This is a genomic window from Acidilobus sp. 7A (genome assembly GCF_003431325.1).
Lineage (GTDB): Archaea > Thermoproteota > Thermoprotei_A > Sulfolobales > Acidilobaceae > Acidilobus.
In genome coordinates this window covers 1,501,219-1,518,112 of record NZ_CP010515.1, presented here as the reverse complement: position 1 = coordinate 1,518,112, position 16,894 = coordinate 1,501,219, and the positions used below count along the sequence as shown (strand labels likewise).

The following is a 16,894-nucleotide window of genomic DNA, read 5'->3' as shown; positions in this document are numbered from 1 at the left end:
TCATAACCTTTCAGGCCCATGGGTGCGGCATCACCACTTCAGGCCCCGCCGTCAGCCTCGGGGAGGCGCGGGCTCACAGCCTGCTAAGCTCGCCCGCGCCCAACTCCATGGCAAGGTTTGGGCAAAGAGCTTATAAATGCTCATATCCTCCCCGCCCTAAAGGGCGAAGCCTCCAACAAGGTGAACCAACAGTTATTAACCTTGGGCCCCACGGGCTCCCTGGACGTTAATGAGGGCCGTAAGCGAGGAAGGCACAATACACAAGAAGTATAGGAAAGGCATGACAAGGGTAGGGCTCCTCTACCCCTCAACCTACGAGATCGCTATGTCGTCTCTCGTTTACCACAGGCTCTACTTCCTCCTCAACGACATGGAGAACGTGTACCTTGAGAGGCTCGTCATGCCTAGCGCCTCGGGTGGCCCGGTTCAGCTGAGGGGCCTTGAGGGCGGCACGCCCCTGAGGGCCTTTGACTACCTTGTTGTGCCGGTTCACTATGAGCTGGACTACGTCAACATTGCAAGGGCCCTGATGGGCTCAGGGGTCAGCCTTAAGTCAAGCGAGAGGAGGAGGCCAAAGATGATAGTCGGTGGCCCGGCGCCCACGGCTAACCCTGAGCCAATAGCCGACATATCTGACGCAATAATACTTGGCGACCTTGAGCCCTCGCTTGGCTGGCTTGAAAGCGTCCTCAACGAGGACGCCCCTCTGGAGCCCTCCAGGGGCGTCTACGTGCCCTCCCTGGGCCCCCACGAGGTTGAGGTCGCCTCGGCGAGCGAGGTGCCGCCGGGTGACGTGAGGAGGATAATGGCGCCTGAGGCGGCATTCACCTTAGCTGTGGAGGTGGCCAGGGGCTGCCCCTTCTCGTGTGCCTTCTGCATGGACTCCTACCTCACCAAGCCCTTCAGGCCCAGAAGGCCCGAGGACGTTGTCAGTGAGGCTAAGTCGCTTTACAGCAGGTATCGCCTGAGGGTCGCCATGGTAGGGCTCACTATAAACGCCAGCCCGTGGTTTAAGGACATACTAAGGTCGCTGTCCAAGGAGGGCGTCGAGTTTTCGCTGCCGTCCCTCAGGGCGGAGTTGTTGGACGAGGAGTCAATAGACCTCGTAGCCTCTATGGGCCAGAGGACCGTTACCCTGGCGCCCGAGACCTCCCAGAGGCTGCGCGTGGCCCTAGGCAAGGCCTCGAGGGACGAGGACTTCATAAGGGTCGCTGAGGCCGCGGGCAGGCACAACATGACGGTTAAGCTGTACATGATGGTCGGGATCCCCGGGGAGAGGGAGGACGACATAAGCGAGGCTGCGGGCCTCGTAAAGAGGATAGCGTCCCTGGCCAGGGTTGAGCTCAGCGTCAACCCGCTCGTCATAAAGCCCCAGACGCCCCTCCAGTGGCTCCCCATGAAGGGGGAGGAGGAGCTTAACAGGAGGCTCAAGCTCTTGGAGTCCCTAGCCCCTCACGCTAGCTTCAGCAGCTACGACCCGTTCCTTGCCCTCGTCCAGGCGTCGATCTCGCTGGGCGACAGGGGTACGCTGAAGTACATAGCCGAGACCGCGGCGGAGGGGGGCGGCAGGGGGGCGTGGAGGAGGCGGGCAGCTGAGGGCATGCTGCTGGCAGCCGTGAGGCCGAGGAGGTCGCCCCTGCCATGGAGCCACGTCAGGGGGCCGGTGGGCGAGGACGCCCTGAGGGCGAGGCTTGAGGCCTACCTGAGGGAGGTGCCTGAGGCTGCGGAGGAGCTTAGGGCTGAGGCGGCCTAGGCCTCATTCAAGGGAACGCTTTAAAGCCCTTCACATTAGTCTAACATGGTGCGGCGGTCGTCTAGCCTGGTCTAGGACGTCGGCCCCCCAAGCCGAAGGTCCCGGGTTCAAATCCCGGCCGCCGCACCACCTTACACATTTATGATTGCACCCCTAGCATAGCGATAGTTGGCTAAAGCCGTGCATAAAGTTATGACGCATATATATGAGCCCTTAAAATAGCGAAGGCCACGGGCCACCGCAGTGGTGAGACCTTGAGCCAATGGAGTCTAAAGGGATTCACATAGTTGTGGATCCCTCCAAGTGCGTCGGCTGCAACATATGTGAGCTCTGGTGCTCCTACGAGCATGAAGGCGTATTCTCGAGGTCCCTCTCAAGGATATCAGTAATAACCTATGAGCGCCTAGGCTTTGACTACCCCGTCGTGTGCCAGCAGTGCGAGCCGGCTCCCTGCGTCGAGCTGTGCCCCACGGGCGCGCTGAGCAAAGGCAAGCTCGGCGAAGTAAACCTAGACAAGGGCAAGTGCATAGGCTGCAGGGTCTGCAGCGAGGTCTGCCCCTACGGCGCCGCAAGGATGGAGCCCAGGGAGGCCCGTTACCCCCTCATCTGTGACCTGTGCGGCGGGGAGCCCATGTGTGTCGCCAGGTGCCCGACTAACGCGCTGTCGCTCTCAAGGGTCACTAACGTAAAGGTGAAGCCCCGCAACACCGCTGAGGCCTTCGCCATAGGTGAGCTCAAGAAGTTAGCGGAAGGGTTGGGTGTTGACGTTGACGAGGCTTAAGGGCTATGGTGGCAGGGTGCTCAGGGTAGACCTCACCCACAGGACATACAGGGCAGAGGAGCTCGACCCCTCGCTGGCAAAGGCATTCATAGGCGGCAGGGGGCTCAACGTTTACAGACTATACTGGGAGGTCCCGCCGGGCGTTGACCCGCTAGGGCCTGAGAACAAGCTAATGATAGCGACGGGGCCCCTGGTTGGCTTTCCCCACGGCCTTGGGTCAAGGCTTAACGTCACCTCTCGCTCGCCCTTAACAGGCCTCTTAGGCGACTCAAACGCTGGCACGCATTTCTCAGAGGAGATGAAGTTTGCTGGCTATGATCAGCTGATCTTAGAGGGCAGGAGCGACAGGCCCGTGTACCTGTATATCACGGAGTCCGGCGTCGAGTTCATGGATGCTGAGGGCCTCTGGGGGCTCACAGTGTCACAGACCCACGAAGCTATAAGGCACGACCTCGGAGATCAGAGGGTCCAGGTAGGCGCCGTTGGGCCCGCAGCCGAAAATTTTGTTAAGTTCGCTGGAGTTTTCTTCAACATCTACAGGGCCGCCGGCAGGACCGGCATGGGAACAGTTTTGGCCTCTAAGAACGTCAAAGCCATTGCTGTGAGGGGGGACGGCTACGTTGAGGCTGAAGACGTTGACGAACTACTAAGGGTCATAGATGAAATGCTTCGCAGGATCTATGAGAACCCACAGTACTGGCCAAGGAGGATAATGGGCACGTCGAGGGTGTTAATGGCCGGCCAGAGGCTCGGCTTCCTTCCGGGAAGGCACTTCCAGGAACCGGTGGTCGACTATGCCTATGAGGTCAGCGGCGAGAGGCTAGCCAGGGAGTACAACGTTAAGGTGAGGGCGTGTTCTGCGGGCTGCGCCCTGCCCTGCGCGAGGTTTTTTATGATAAAGAGGGGGCCGCTTGCGGGCCTCATGGGCGAGGGCCCCGAGTACGAGCCTCTCGGCGGCTTCACAGTTAGGGTGGGCAACAGGAACCTTGACAGGGCGCTCAAGATAATACTCAAAGTGGCGGACTACGGCATGGACGCCATAACCACGAGCGAGGCCATAGCGTGGCTCATGGAGCTGAGGCAGCGTGGTGAGATAACCGACGAGGACGCAGGGGTGAAGCTGGAGTGGGGCAACCCCGATACCATAGAGGAGCTAGTAGATATGATAGCCTATAGGAGGGGCATAGGCAAGGTCCTTGGTGAAGGGGTCAAGAGGGCCTCTGAGATATTAAACAAGGGCAAGGACATAGCGTTCCACGTCAAGGGGCTAGAGATGATACAAGCAGACCCAAGGGCTCTCAAGGGCTATGGCCTTGGCTTCGCTGTGGCCAGCAGGGGCGCCGACCACCTCAGGTCAGAGCCCTTCGTTGAAGTGGAGGATGACCCTGAGCTTGGCAGGAAGATGTTTGGGGAGCCTGAGGCCGCTATGAGGCTAGGCGTTAAGGGGAAGGGCAAGCTGATAAACTACTTTGAGGATCTCAACGCAATCGTGGACTCGTTCGAGTCGTGCAAGAACACTGCAGAGAACATGCTAATACTTGATTTTGAGATGGCCGCCAGGGCCTACACGGCTATCACTGGAATTCACGTCACCGAAGGCGAGATGAGGGAGGCCGGCATGAGAATAGTTAACATAGAGAGGGCCTACCTTGTAAGGGAGGGCGTGAGGAGGCCCCATGACAGGCTGCCGAAGAGGTTCTTAGAGGAGCCGCTGAGAAGCGGGCCGGCCAAGGGACATGTAATAGAGCTTGACGTCATGTTGGATGAGTACTATCAAGTAAGAGGTTGGACAATGGACGGCGTGCCAAGAAGGTCAACCCTATCAAGGCTGGGCCTCGATGAGGTGGCCAGGGACCTAGAGGCCAGGGGGGTAAAGCTCGAGGATTAGGTAATACATTAATTGCCGCCAGGGTAAAGGGCTCGCTCAGGTGAAGGTCCCGTGGAGGTAAGCCTTGCGCCCTCCTCCCTGGTAGTTGCAAGGCTTCACCCCGGGGAGGAGCTGCTTGAGTCCATAAAGAACCTCTCCAGGAAGTACTCAATAAGCGGCGGCCTCGTAGTAGCTATTGGAGGCCTGAAGCACCTGGAGATGGGAGTCTATAAGGTGGGAAAATATGACGTCCAAAGCTTTGATGCTGGCGAGGGCGAGACCATAGAGCTCACCTCAGCCATAGGCAGCGTGGCCCTAGACGAGAAGGGGGACCCGTCGCCCCACATACATGTGACTGCCTCGCTGCCAAACCACCAGCCGGTCTCAGGCCACCTAATCAAGGGCGTCGTTAGCCCGCTGGTAGAGGTCTTCATAGTCAGCGCCTCCGGCACCCTAAGGAGGCTGCCAGACCAATCACTAGGGCTTCCTGCCCTGACTGCGTGAGCGCATTGATATCAAGGGTCATAGCACTTGTCATGGCAGTCTCCGTGGGCCTAGTCTTTGGGGTCCACGACTCGGTGGCGAAGCTTAAGTTTGAGAACGCTGACCCAGCCCTACTGTCGTTCTCGACGCTCCTGCTGGGCCTCCCACTTCTGATAGCGCTCCTGCCACTCTCTGGAGGCCTTAGGGTGACGCCGGCCTCCGCAGCCGTCTTTGTTGTTGCGGGGATCCTGAACTTTAGTGTCGGCAGAACCCTGATGTACATGGCCACCAGGAGGCTCTCTTCAAGTGGGGCAAGCGTCATGACAAGCACTAGTGCTGCGTTCTCAGCAGTTATGAGCCTGCTCCTCGGGGAGAGGGTGACCATAAGCGACCTTCTAGGCATAGCTGCCATAATGCTAGCGGTCTACATGGCCTCGGGCTGGAGGCGTGGGGACTACAGCCCCTCGGGCGTGGCCATAGGCCTCTCCACAGGCCTTGTCATAGCGTCCTCGGTGGCTATAATAAAGGTAGGTGAGGAGCTCGGAGGTAGCCCTGGACTCGGCGTCATCATAGCCTACATATCAGGGCTCGCCGCGCTCGGTCCAAGGGCAAACCTTAGGCTGGTCAGAGGTCAGAGCGCGAAGTACGTCTCAATAATGGGGGTGGCTGCAGCGCTTGGACAGCTCCTGAGGTACCTGGCGCTTACATCCCTTAACGTTGACGTAGTGACCCCTCTTCAGAACCTCAGGCCCATAGCGGCCACGGCAATACTTTACGAGGCCTCGGAGGAGGCCGGGAAGCACCCCCTTGTGAGGCACTGGGCCGCCGCAGTCCTAGCCTTCTTAGGCGTGGCACTAGTCTCAGGCCTCCTCTAGCGTGGCAGCAGAGCCGAAGACCTAATAATCATGTAATAAAAGAAAAAGGCGTTAAAGGTAGGCCCTATTGCTATGCTAAGGGCTCTTTGGCTTCCTTGAGACCCCAACTACGTAGTCCCTGAACACTGCCCTCAGCGTTGGCATGTCTATGACCGGCGTCCCGTCCTCCTTAGCTATTATGTTGCTGGCGGGGGGCATGGTATTGTAGAACGGGTTGACCTTGCTTACGTTATCTACAAAGCTCTCCACGTGCGGGTTGACGTAGAATATGCCTACCGGTATCCTGTCGCCCCACTCCTGGGCCTTCGCGAAGGCCTTTGACAGCTTCTCGGCCGCCTCCTTAGGGTCAGGGTTCCTCACGTATGGGTCCCAGTCCTTCTCGCTGTCAAGCTTGTAGAGCCTCTGCTTGTAGAAGTCCGGCGTGTAGATGTCGTTCCAGGTCGGGCACGGCTGTAGGACGTCTACGACGGCTGCCCCCCTGTGCTTTATTGCGGCCTTTATTATCTCCTTCAGATCATCGATCCAGAGGGCGTAGGCCCTGGCCACGAACGTGTAGCCGCTCGCCAGGGCAACGGAAATCGGGTTGACCCAGTCCTGCATGTTAGGCAGAGGCATTGACTTGACCTTCTGCCCCGCCCTGAGGGTGGGCGAGGCCTGCCCCTTAGTCAGCCCGTAGACCTGGTTGTCATGTATTATCACCTTTACGTCCAGGTTCCTCCTGCCCAGGGCCACGAAGTGGCCCATGCCTATACCCAGCAGGTCGCCGTCGCCGCCGTTCACAATTACCGTGAGCTCAGGGTTTGCGAGCTTTACGCCCTCTGCGTAAGGTATAGACCTGCCGTGCAGGTTATGGATTCCATTAACGTTTAGGAAGTGCGATGTCTTGCCACTGCACCCTATGCCTGAGACGTCAACTACCTTATCAGGCGGTATCTTCAGCTCCGCCAGAGCCCTCTGCATTGCTGTAAGTATGCCGAAGTTGCCGCAGGCGGGGCACCAGTCAACCCAAACGTTAGTCTTATACGCAGCCTCACTCGCCATAGGTCAACACCTCCCTCATGCTCTTACCGCCAAGAATCCTTTTCACGGCATCGACTAGCTCCATCCTGTACATGGGTCTCCCCGTGTACTTGAGTATGAACCTGGAGACCTCAAACCCAGTGTTCATGGTTATCACCCTGGCCGCCTGGCCAATGTAGTTATGCTCCACGTCTATCACCCTACTTGGGTCAAACTTCGAGAGTATGCCAGCCACGTACTTCGAGGGGAACGGGGTGAAGACCTTCAAGTGAAGGTACGCCCCCCTGTGGCCCTGGGCCCTCAGCTCCTCGAGGGCATCCAAGGCCACGCCTTTCACGAAGCCCCAGCCTACCAGGAGGAAGTCAGCGTTGTCATCGCCGTAGTAGACTGCCCTCTCCTCTGGCGGTATCTCCTGTTCCATGATCTCAAGCTTCTTCATCCTCTTGTCGTACATCCTGACCCTGTTTATCGGGTCCTCTGATATGTGCCCCCACTCGTTGTGCTCGTCGCCCGTGTACCACGTGATAGCACCAGAGCCTATTGTAGGCCTAGGGCTTATGGGGTCGCTTAGGTCAAACCTCTTCATGGGCCCTGAGGCCTTCAACAGCAGCTTGCCCCTGCTGATCTTAACCTTTGACGGGTCAGGGACCCTCATGGACGATATGACATTAGCCATGTACTTGTCGACCAGGTGTATGACTGGTACCTGAAACTCCTCGGCCCAGTTGAGCGCCTTGATAGTGTCATAGAAAGCCTCCTCTATGTCGCCGCTCGCCATGACTATCCTCGGGAACTCGCCGTGGCTGGCGAACAGTGAGAACAGGAGGTCGGCCTGCTCCCCCCTGGTGGGCTGCCCAGTGCTTGGGCCTCCCCTCTGGTAGAACGTTATGAGCAGCGGCACCTCATTGTGGCCAGCCCAGCCGAGGCCCTCGGCCATGAGGCTGAACCCAGGCCCGCTTGTTGCAGTGGCAGCCCTGACGCCCGTCAGCGCCGCCCCTATAGCTGAGTTTATCGCTGCCAGCTCATCCTCCGTCTGGAAGACAACAACCGAGCCAACTGGCTTGCCCTCAACGCTCAGGGCCTGGTGGGCCTCTATGAAGACGGACTCGTCGGAGGCTGGCGTTATTGGGTAGTATGACTGGTACCTGACGCCCCCCACTATCTTCGCCATGCCTATAACGTCGTTGCCGCTAGCGCTTATCATCTCCTCGACGTCCAGGCTCGGGTCCTCCAGCCTCGCAGAGCCCCTGAGGCCCTTGGGCACCCCCTCCATGGCCAGGCTAACTACAGCCATGTTGGCGTCGACTACCTTCTGTTTGCCCTTGAACCTCACGCTGAGGCCGCTCCTTATGACATCCGGATCAAGGCCCAGGATGGCGGCGGCTGCGCCCAACAGTATGCTGTTCCTGTAGCGCTGCACCTCAACGCTGCTGACGCCCAGCTTCTTCCTGGCCTCCTCGAGCATGCCCCTGAAGTCGAGCGGCACCGCGTTTGCGCCCATCTTCTTGGCGGCCTCGACGGCGCCCGCCACTGTCAGGTCGACTCCCTGCTCCTTCAGCCTCGCCTCCACCCTCTCCCTGACCTCGGGCTCCATGCTGATGACCTGCACAGTCCTCGTCTTCTCTACGCCAACATCATAAACTAGGGCCCCTCCCTTTGCAATCTCATGGAAGTGCGTCAGCACGGACTCAGCGTCCATGGCACCAATCAGCTCCACGGGGTACGTTAAGCTACGGGGGAATGACGCTGCTGATATCGTGAAGTGGACATATGAGTGTCTGCCGACTATGTTTGAGTAGTACTCCCTGTCTGACATAACGCCGTAGCCTAGGCCCGCCAGGGAGGCTGTTAGCACCGAGGCGCTCGTCTCGACGCCGGCCCCCTGCGGGCCGCCCAGCAGCAGGTGAACCTCCTTAAGCGCCATTTGCTCACACTCAGCATTTTAGGTTTGTCTAAAAGACTTTTACGCCAGTGTATGTATTTTTCTTTCTCTTATTTTTAAATAATCTATCAAAAATATTTTTAGAGAAAAGTATTATAAGTTGTGTCCACCTTACCTGTGCAGCCTCTCCTTGACCCTCTTGGTGAGGACTGGGACGAACTGGTATAGGTCAGCGACGACGCCGTAGTCGCAGTTCTTGAATATGGGCGCGCTCTTGTCGTTGTTTATGGCCACCACTACCTTGGCGTCTGTTATGCCCGCAAGGTGCTGCGGGGCGCCGCTTATGCCTATAGCAACGTAGAGCCTGGGCGCCACCTTGTGGCCGCTGAGGCCTACCCAGTGGTCCTCGCCGAGCCACTTGAGGTCAGCAGCTATGGGCCTTGAGCACCCTATCTGGGCCCCCAGGGCCTCAGCCAGCTCGAAGGCTAGCTTGAGGTCCTCCTTGCTCCTGAAGCCGCGGCCAACGCTCACTATAAGCTCCGCCGTTTCTATGTTTACCCCTCCCCTCTCCTTTGGCCTCCTCTCGATAATCTTAACTGCGGGGCTTGCCTGTAGCTCAACTACCTCCCCCTTGGCCTGTGACTTCTGGGCCCTGGGGACCTTCCTCGCAGCTATAAGTAGCACCGCGGGCAGCGGAACCTGGTCATCCTCGAGGGCCCTGCCGCTCAGGAAGCCGCGCGTGTAGGAGGCGGAGCTCCCTGAGACCTTAACGTTGAAGACCTCGGTTGCCATTGGGAGGTCGTAGAGGCCCGAGAGCCTTGAGAGGGCGTCCTTGAGATTCTTGTTGGTGGGGGCAACAACGAGGGACGGCTTGACCTCATCATAAACCTGCTTCACCGCAAGGAACACGGACTCTGGGTCATCAGCCTTCACGTGGTAGACCTTGTGGCCGTACTCTGCCAGGGAGCCTGTGTTAACGTTTCCATATGCTACAATCACAGCGTCGCCTAGCTGCCTGGCAACGGTGAGGGCCTCAGCAATATCGTCCTCGGAGCTCCCAACCACCATTGAGGTCGGCATCACCGCCACCCCCTAAGCCTTTATAACGCCCTCTGAGGCCAGGGCGTCCAGCAGCTTGTCGGCGGTCTCCTCAGGCGTCTTGCCCTCTATTATCATCTGCTTCCTCTTGACAGCGAGCACCCTCGCTGCGGCCAGCCTCCTCTTAGGCGTCACGACGCCCTCAAGGTCGCTTAGCTTGACCATGTGCTGTGGCTTCCTCGAGGCCATCCTTATCTGAACTAGCGTAGGCGGCCTGGGCGCGTTTATCTCCCTCGTGACGCTCACCACCGCCGGCAACGGGGCTTCAACGACCTCAACATAGTCCTCCACGTCTCTCTCAGCCACAATGGAGTTGCCCTTTAACTCGACCTTCCTGGCGAAGCTCACGTAGGGGAGGCCTAGCTTGACAGCGACCCTGCCAGCCACCTGCCCCGAGAAGCCGTCTATTGTCGCCTCGCCTGCAAGTATGAGGTCCGGCTTTAGGCCGAACTTCCTGATCACGGCCACTATAGCAGACGCCGTGGTCACTGGGTCGCCCGGCACTATTGAGTCATCCTCCACTATGTAGGCCTCGTCGACGCCCTTGGCCAGGCCCTCCTGGACAGCCATCTTCACGTCCTTGTCCCTCTTGGAGGCTGGTCCCCACGTGACGACGCTTATAGAGTATATCTTCGAGCCCTTGAAGTACTGGTCCCTCAACATGACGGCCTCCTCCACTGCGTTCCTGTCTATGTCAGAGAGCTTCAGTGGCATATAGTCAAAGTCCACGCTGCCGTCCTGCGTCCCCCTTATCATCTCTGGGTTCAGGGCAGGCTTCAGTAAGACCACTATGTCGCCCACTTCGCTCGCCCCCTAACCTTTGATTAGGCCAGCTAAAAAGTCAGGCCACGTAGCCTGCATATAGCAGTTCGGCCGCTGCCTTATTTGAAGGCCAGGGCACCAAGGGGCGCACTACAAAAGGCTAAACTTAGGCCTGCATGAATGACTTGAAGACCTGAACGTAAGGTACGCCGCCTATCACAAGCTCGGAGCCAGGGCTCACCAGGCCAAGCCTGTTGCCCAAGCCAACGGACCTCTTGCCCACAAGGACTATTATGTCTGCCTCTTCAATGAACCTAACCACGTCCTCCTCGTCCCCTACCTTGTCCCCAAAGAACTCCTCGTTAACATCTAAGACTGCCCCGCCCTGGCCTGTGAACCTCTTGTTTAACAGCTCGGCGTCTGCCACTGCAAGTATGTTGCCTGAGTTGGTTCTTATCATGTTATACGCGAGCTTACTCCCCAATCCCCATCACTGGTTAGACGTCAAGGATGAGGCCTAAATAACGTTTGATTTACTCAAGCCAGAGAAGAAGTGACAAGCTCAGTGAGGCAGCGCGCTCCTGAAGACTCTCAGGGCGTTGCCCCAGAGCACCCCGTCAGCGTGGACGCCCAGGAGGGATGCTAAGTCGCTAACGTTTGCGAGGTCTGAGAAGCCCTGCGGGTACCTGTCAAGTCCCAGGAAGTCCGTGCCGAGCGCCACATGGTCCCAGCCAAACCTCTCGCCTATGTAGTTCGCCACAGACGCGATGCCCTTTACGTCGTCTGACGGGAGAGTTCCAGGTATGCTCGTGACCCCTATGACCCCGCCGGTCCTAACTATGCCCTCTATCTCCTCGTCGTCAAGGTTCCTGTAGTGCTGCTTTAAGGCCATTGCGTTGCTGTGGGTCGCTATCACAGGCCTCTTGCTTATGGACGCCACGTCCAAGGTCGTCTGCCTTGAGGAGTGCGAGACGTCTATGACCACGCCCAGCTCGTTGGCAAGCCTGACCAGCTCCTCGCCCTGGTCCGTGAGGCCGTAGTCCTTCTTTGATGTGCAGGACGCCGCGAACTTAGTGTTGTAGTTCCAGGTGGGCGCTATCACCCTGAGGCCAGCGTTGAAGAGCCAGAGGAGGTCGTAGGCATCGCTCAGGGCGTCAGTGCCCTCAAGGCCTATTATGAGCTTGACCCCTGGCCTGTCGAGGTCGCCCGCGCTCCTGACTATCTTAACCTTGCCCTCGCGCTCAAGCGAGAGGAAGTACTTAAGCTGGCTGAGGAGCACGTTAAGCGTTAAGTCATACCTGCCCCTGCCTGTGGCCGGAAATATCATGGCCACCACGGCCACGTCGCCGAGCGAGGAGAGCTTCTCAAGGCTCGTGGGCCCCTGCCCTGAGACGAAGTCAAAACCCCTGGAGTGCCAGTACCCTATGTCCTCGTGCAGGTCAAAGAGCTTCACGTTCTCAGGCCCAGCTAAGGACCAACGTAACAGTATTTACCTTTTCTTGATGAGAGCCTTATATCTGGCCTCGGGGCCCTTAATTACCCGTGTGAGAGATATGTCGCTGCAGAGCTTTGAGGCGAGGAAGAGGCTCGCCGAGTACTTCAAGAACGAGGCCAAGAGGGAGCTTGAGTATGCGGACAGGCTGAGGGCAACCTCGGATAGGTCCCAGAACGCCGTAGTCAGGCTAATAGTTGACGCCGTGTCCCAGGACTCCGTGAAGCACTCGAAAATCTATGAGACCATGGCCGCTATATTGATCGGCAGCAGCGTAATAGATCAGGCGGAGTCCTCAGCCGTCCTCAAGGACCTTGAATCCCACGTGGCCATGGAGAAGGAGAGCATAGAAGAGCTCCAGAGGCTTAAGGAGGACCCCATAATTAAGTCTGACGCTGTCCTCAGCTTCCTAGTTGACATGCTTCTCAGGGATGAGAGCTTCCACCACGCCCTCCTGCAGCAGATATACAACGCCATAATAAAGAACATAACCCTAAGCGAGCAGGAGATATGGGACGCCATCTGGCGCGACGCTATATATCATGGAACGCCAGGAGGCTGAGTATACCTGATCTCCTCCACGCCCCGAAGGGCGAGGTTTTTGCTATGTAAACATTTAGGTATTGGCATAAGTCGTCGCTACTCTGATTTATGTAACGTCTATAACATAACATCCACCTTAATGCTAATGCCCCGTTCACTTTCTGGCTATTAGACCTGCGTACAGCTGAACCTCTGCTAGGTCGCTCAAGGCCTCCACGATATCAAGCGCTTCATACACGTCGCGCGATGAGTAGGCAACTATGCCGTGGCCTCTGAGCGCGGCGGCCTGGCACTGCTTAAGTGCGTCGCTCACCGCGGTCGCCAGCTCCTGGGTGCCGGGCTTTACGTACGGCACCTCGCTGACGCAATTAACCCTAGCCCTGGCCTCTGTAGTCATGGAGAGGTCTAGCTTTGATCCAAGCTCGTAGAGCGCTATTACCTTAGGTGGGTGAGCGTGCACGACGCTCACAGCTGATGGTATAGAACGGTAAATATCTAAGTGCATCCTGAACTCGCTGCTCGGGGTTCCAACTATCACGCTTCCGTCGATAGACATAACCGCTATGTCATCGGCCTTAAGTTGATGCCTCGGAACCCCTGTAGGGGTTATGTAAACGAGCCCTGATGACTTATCTAAGACACTAACGTTGCCCCCTTTTACCTGCACTAGCCCCCTCTGATAAAGGAGCCTCATAACGTCCGCAACGGCCTCCATGGCTTCCTCGTTAAACCTCAACTTCTATAACCCGTTCACCGGGATTACTACAACTGAGTTAAAACCGTTAAGGCGAGCTTACAAACTTCATAATGTATCGCTAAGTAACATCCTTCCTCTTCATAAAGCGCTCTTAGCATACCCTCCGTATGTTAAGATTAAGGAGCTTCCTGTGAGCCCATTAAGGGCAACAAGCTGCAATATATGTAGATGTTGTGTACACATATTAGTACCTCCAAAGATGGATTATCAATAAATGATAATATTCGATCCGGGGGTGACGCATATAGCAAACAGGTCCCTAAGGAGGGAGCTCTCCTTCCTTGAGATACTGATAGCTGGAATAGTGGGCGCCGTGGGGACAGGCGTGCTTTTTGCGCCAGCCCAGATGGCGGTTGAGGCGGGGCCCAGCCTAGTCGTAGCATGGGTTCTTGGCGCCATATTCTATACTTTCGTTTCAATACCTCTAATAGAGCTGGCCCTCACCTGGCCTGAGGCTGGAGGGCCGGCCAGGTACCCCCTCTACACGCACGGCAACACGTTAAACCTGTTATCGTCGTTTATGAATTTAGTTTGGTACATCTTTATACCTCCGATAGAGGCGTTAGCCACTGTTGAGGGCCTCTCATACATATTCCCGTCACTAATAGTTCCGCACACGACTACTCCAACCCTACAGGGCGCCATTGTGGGAACCCTGCTCCTGCTGGCCTTTGTGCCATTCAACTACTTCGGCGTGAAGGCTTTTGGCAGGACCACGGCCTTCGCTGGTGTTATAAAGCTACTCATTTATGTTGTCGCGGCCCTGGCCCTTGCTTTCGCGTTCTTCGACTTCAGGAACTTCACGGCTGTTAAGGGAGGCTTCATGCCTTTTGGGTTCAGCGGCGTCTTCCTCGCTATACCCCTCGCCATGTTTGCATTCGGAGGCATAAGGGTTATACCTGACTTCGCTGAGGAGGTAAAAGACAAGTCGTTCCTAGGGAAGGCCATACTGTTCACCGTTCTGGGCCAGACCCTTATCTACATACTGTTCAGCGTTGTCTTCATTGGTGGGTTAAAGTGGAGCTCACTTGGCATAGCGCCTGGTAACTGGACGGCAGTGAGCAACTTGCCTGGGAACCCCTTCGTTGACCTTGCGAACGCTGTCAGGTCCTCGCTAGCGCTCTACTTAACTTTAATAGTAGCCATACTGGGCCCCTTCGTCACAGGCTACATATACCTGGGCAGCGGGGTTAGGGTGCTGTTCTCTATGGCCAGGTCAGGCTATATGCCAAAGAAACTTAATGAAATAAGCGAGTCTTATGCCATCCCCTACTGGGCCCTCGTGGTGTTCGCCATAGTTGCCGCCGTGCTAACCTTCCTGACAGCTCCCGTGCCGACTATATATGCCATGCTTGAGGACGCTGTCGTGGGCGGCTACCTGGCGTTTGCAACACTTCCTGCATCAATGCTTGCAGGCCACAGGAAGAACCTTATACCTAAGGAGTACAGAATACCAGGCTCATGGGTATGGGCAGCGCTGGCGTTTGTCAGCGCTTCACTTATATCGTTCTGGAGCGGCTGGCCTGCGGTGCCCTACGCGGTAGCTATAGGGCTTGCCGGCGCCTTGATCTTCGGCGCTGCGTTCAAAGTTAAGGGAGGCCTTGTAAACTCCCTATGGTACCTGGCGTACATTGGGTTCATAGTCCTCATGACCTACATAGGCAGCGACGGCGCACTCTCAGTTATAGGCTTCATACCAGCAAGTATCATTGTAGCTGTAGTTTCTGTCGCGGTGTTCCTTCCGTGGGGAGTCCTCACTGCGAGCTCCTCGTGAAGTCCCTCCAGCTTCTCAGATACTGCGTTTCTCCTTATCTTCGTATTAAGGAAGTTGAAAGAGGACTCACCATGCCATAACAGATGTTCCCTTTCATAATTTAATATTTGTTAAAGCGCTCAACGTCGCGTAGCCCTCGCTTGGCTCCGGTGCCTTCAGCCTCCTCGATGAAAGCTCCCTCATAGCCTCCTCGTAACGCCTAACTAGCATGGAGGTCAAAGCATTGCCGAGCCTACCTATTATTGCCTTGGCGAATGGGTTCTCCATCTTCTCAACAGCCATATCTATGTCTGCTGCGGCCTCGCTGAAGGCCTTGCTAAGGGCCTCGATTATGAACCGACCCCTCACAGGATCAAGTATCATCCTGTCTAACAGCGTGAAGTAGGTGTGCCTCAGGGCTCCCATTGGTATGAAGGGGAGCGGGAACGGTATCACCCTCAGCTTCTTGATCCTGTCGAGAAGCTCCAGGTCATGGACTATGTCGTCCTCCGTCTCGCCAGGCAGGTTGACTATCATGGTGCCAACCACGACCCAGCCGTTGTCGTTAAGTATGCCTATGCCCTGCTCAACTACCTCTGGGTACTGCTCTGGCGTGTACGGGAGCGCCTTGCCTGGCATGAGCTTCTTCAGCAGCCTTGGCGACCCTGTCTCTATGCCCATCTCTATGAAGGTCCTCCTCCCTCCCTCGTTTATGTACTGGGCGACCTCCTCAACCATCTTCGGCTTATAGACGACTACCGCGGCGGTGGTGAAGTCTGTTGATATAGTGTAGTCATCGCCGTACGACTTCACAAGCTTGTAGGCCTTCCTTGTGAGCCCTATGACCTTCTCAGGGTCAGGCTCTATGCCCTTGGCCCCATACCTGAAGAACTCCTCGCTGTGAAGGTTTATGTCCTTAATTCCTCCCTTCTCAACGTTCAGCCTTATCTCCTTGTCTATGTGCCCCTCGAACGGGAGAGACTTAATGGCGCCGCTGAGGTTAGGCGTGCAGAAGGCGCAGCCCCTGCCGCAGCCCCTCGTGACCTCCACGAGGCCGCCGTTCGAGGGGGTAAGTATCGTCGGTATGTCCTCCAGCTTGGCCGGGGGCGCCGAGACTATCGGGGGCAGCGACTCCCCAGCAAGGAGCTTTCTGAAGACTGAGGGGCCTAGGCTCTCGAACTCGCCCTCGTAAACCAGGTCTACGCCGAGCTTTCTGTAATAGCCTGTGTCTGTAAGCTGCCACGTCGCGGGCCCCCCGACCACTATCTTCATGTGGCTCCTGTGGGCCTTCACCGCTGGGTCTGTGAAGATCTCGAGGAAGGACCTTGCTATGAATGGTATCCCAGAATATGGGAGGCCCGCGAGCCTGACGATCCAGTAGGTTATGCCGCTCCCGTAGCTGAGGCCCAGGGGATCCATGACATAAATTCCGAGGACTCTCGTGTTGGGGCCTATTACCTTGTCAAGCTCATGGGGGTTCGCTATAACTACCTCGTCCCTGCTCACAACCCCCTTTGCCACGAGCGAGGCCTCGACCTTTGAGAGCCCGTAGGGCGCCCTGAGGGCGACCCCGTCCTTAGATTTGACCCTGAAATACAGCTTGGCTATCAGGGGCTTTATGTAGCTGTCAGGCAAGGCGCTGATGAAACCAGCGACGCTCGCGCCCAGAGTGTCGCTGGCAGTCGCACCCTCTGACGTAAGTACTACCTTGGCGCCTCCCTGCAATCAATACACCTCTGCAGCATATATTGGATGCCAACTTAAATAATTTGGCCTAGAGCTATACTTATGGCGGGACAGTGGAATAATGTAGCCTAAGGCGCGCCTG

At 56.9% G+C, this 16,894-nt stretch carries 15 protein-coding genes and 1 tRNA gene; 8 read left to right on the top strand and 8 right to left on the bottom strand.

Annotation, left to right across the window (positions count from 1 at the left end; all coding sequences use genetic code 11):
* Positions 1-280 precede the first annotated feature (280 nt).
* The 6 genes from SE86_RS07740 (at position 281) to SE86_RS07715 (ending at position 5,759) form a co-directional block, all read left to right on the top strand.
* Complete coding sequence (locus SE86_RS07740; RefSeq protein ID WP_211096580.1) at positions 281-1,753, top strand: radical SAM protein; 1,473 nt, start codon at positions 281-283, stop codon at positions 1,751-1,753.
* Positions 1,754-1,803: 50 nt separating this feature from the next.
* Positions 1,804-1,882, top strand: a tRNA-Gly gene (locus SE86_RS07735).
* Positions 1,883-2,015: 133 nt separating this feature from the next.
* The gene (locus SE86_RS07730; protein ID WP_117354969.1) at positions 2,016-2,534 is read left to right on the top strand and encodes a 4Fe-4S dicluster domain-containing protein; all 519 of its coding nucleotides are present in this window, start codon (positions 2,016-2,018) and stop codon (positions 2,532-2,534) included.
* Complete coding sequence (locus SE86_RS07725) at positions 2,521-4,422, top strand: aldehyde ferredoxin oxidoreductase family protein (protein WP_117354968.1); 1,902 nt, start codon at positions 2,521-2,523, stop codon at positions 4,420-4,422. Before SE86_RS07730 ends, SE86_RS07725 begins: the two co-directional genes overlap by 14 nt.
* 51 nt (positions 4,423-4,473) lie before the next feature.
* Positions 4,474-4,905 carry a DUF296 domain-containing protein gene (locus SE86_RS07720; protein ID WP_117354967.1) on the top strand — a complete coding sequence of 144 codons (432 nt, stop codon included), beginning with the start codon at positions 4,474-4,476 and terminating at the stop codon, positions 4,903-4,905.
* A gap of 5 nt (positions 4,906-4,910) precedes the next feature.
* On the top strand, positions 4,911-5,759 hold the full coding sequence (locus SE86_RS07715; protein WP_117354966.1) for a DMT family transporter: 849 nt from the start codon (positions 4,911-4,913) through the stop codon (positions 5,757-5,759).
* A gap of 75 nt (positions 5,760-5,834) precedes the next feature.
* Here SE86_RS07715 and SE86_RS07710 read toward each other — a convergent pair whose 3' ends face one another.
* From SE86_RS07710 to SE86_RS07685, 6 genes are all read right to left on the bottom strand, one after another.
* Complete coding sequence (locus SE86_RS07710; RefSeq protein WP_117354965.1) at positions 5,835-6,800, bottom strand: 2-oxoacid:ferredoxin oxidoreductase subunit beta; 966 nt, start codon at positions 6,798-6,800, stop codon at positions 5,835-5,837.
* Positions 6,790-8,703: a 2-oxoacid:ferredoxin oxidoreductase subunit alpha gene (locus SE86_RS07705; protein ID WP_117354964.1), complete on the bottom strand. Its 1,914-nt coding sequence runs from the start codon at positions 8,701-8,703 to the stop codon at positions 6,790-6,792. The genes SE86_RS07710 and SE86_RS07705 overlap by 11 nt, the downstream gene beginning before the upstream one ends.
* 129 nt (positions 8,704-8,832) lie before the next feature.
* On the bottom strand, positions 8,833-9,741 hold the full coding sequence (locus SE86_RS07700) for an electron transfer flavoprotein subunit alpha/FixB family protein (RefSeq protein ID WP_211096579.1): 909 nt from the start codon (positions 9,739-9,741) through the stop codon (positions 8,833-8,835).
* A 12-nt stretch (positions 9,742-9,753) separates the two neighbouring features.
* Positions 9,754-10,560, bottom strand: coding sequence for an electron transfer flavoprotein subunit beta/FixA family protein (locus SE86_RS07695; RefSeq protein WP_174221351.1), 807 nt, complete (start codon positions 10,558-10,560; stop codon positions 9,754-9,756).
* A 127-nt stretch (positions 10,561-10,687) separates the two neighbouring features.
* Positions 10,688-11,005, bottom strand: coding sequence for a DUF424 family protein (locus SE86_RS07690; protein WP_117354962.1), 318 nt, complete (start codon positions 11,003-11,005; stop codon positions 10,688-10,690).
* A gap of 78 nt (positions 11,006-11,083) precedes the next feature.
* Entirely contained in the window at positions 11,084-11,974 is an 891-nt protein-coding gene (locus tag SE86_RS07685; RefSeq protein WP_117354961.1) for a membrane dipeptidase, read from the bottom strand.
* 100 nt (positions 11,975-12,074) lie between these two features.
* Here SE86_RS07685 and SE86_RS07680 point away from each other — a divergent pair, with 100 nt between their 5' ends.
* The gene (locus SE86_RS07680) at positions 12,075-12,575 is read left to right on the top strand and encodes a hypothetical protein (RefSeq protein ID WP_211096578.1); all 501 of its coding nucleotides are present in this window, start codon (positions 12,075-12,077) and stop codon (positions 12,573-12,575) included.
* A gap of 135 nt (positions 12,576-12,710) precedes the next feature.
* Here the strand turns inward: SE86_RS07680 and SE86_RS07675 are convergent, their stop codons facing one another.
* Positions 12,711-13,292 carry a class II aldolase/adducin family protein gene (locus SE86_RS07675; RefSeq protein ID WP_117354959.1) on the bottom strand — a complete coding sequence of 194 codons (582 nt, stop codon included), beginning with the start codon at positions 13,290-13,292 and terminating at the stop codon, positions 12,711-12,713.
* 235 nt (positions 13,293-13,527) lie between these two features.
* Between SE86_RS07675 and SE86_RS07670 the strand changes: the two genes are divergently transcribed.
* Positions 13,528-15,087 carry an APC family permease gene (locus SE86_RS07670; protein WP_117354958.1) on the top strand — a complete coding sequence of 520 codons (1,560 nt, stop codon included), beginning with the start codon at positions 13,528-13,530 and terminating at the stop codon, positions 15,085-15,087.
* A 93-nt stretch (positions 15,088-15,180) separates the two neighbouring features.
* Here the strand turns inward: SE86_RS07670 and SE86_RS07665 are convergent, their stop codons facing one another.
* A complete protein-coding gene (locus SE86_RS07665) occupies positions 15,181-16,791 on the bottom strand; it encodes a radical SAM protein (protein ID WP_117354957.1) in 1,611 nt (536 codons plus the stop codon).
* Positions 16,792-16,894 lie beyond the last annotated feature (103 nt).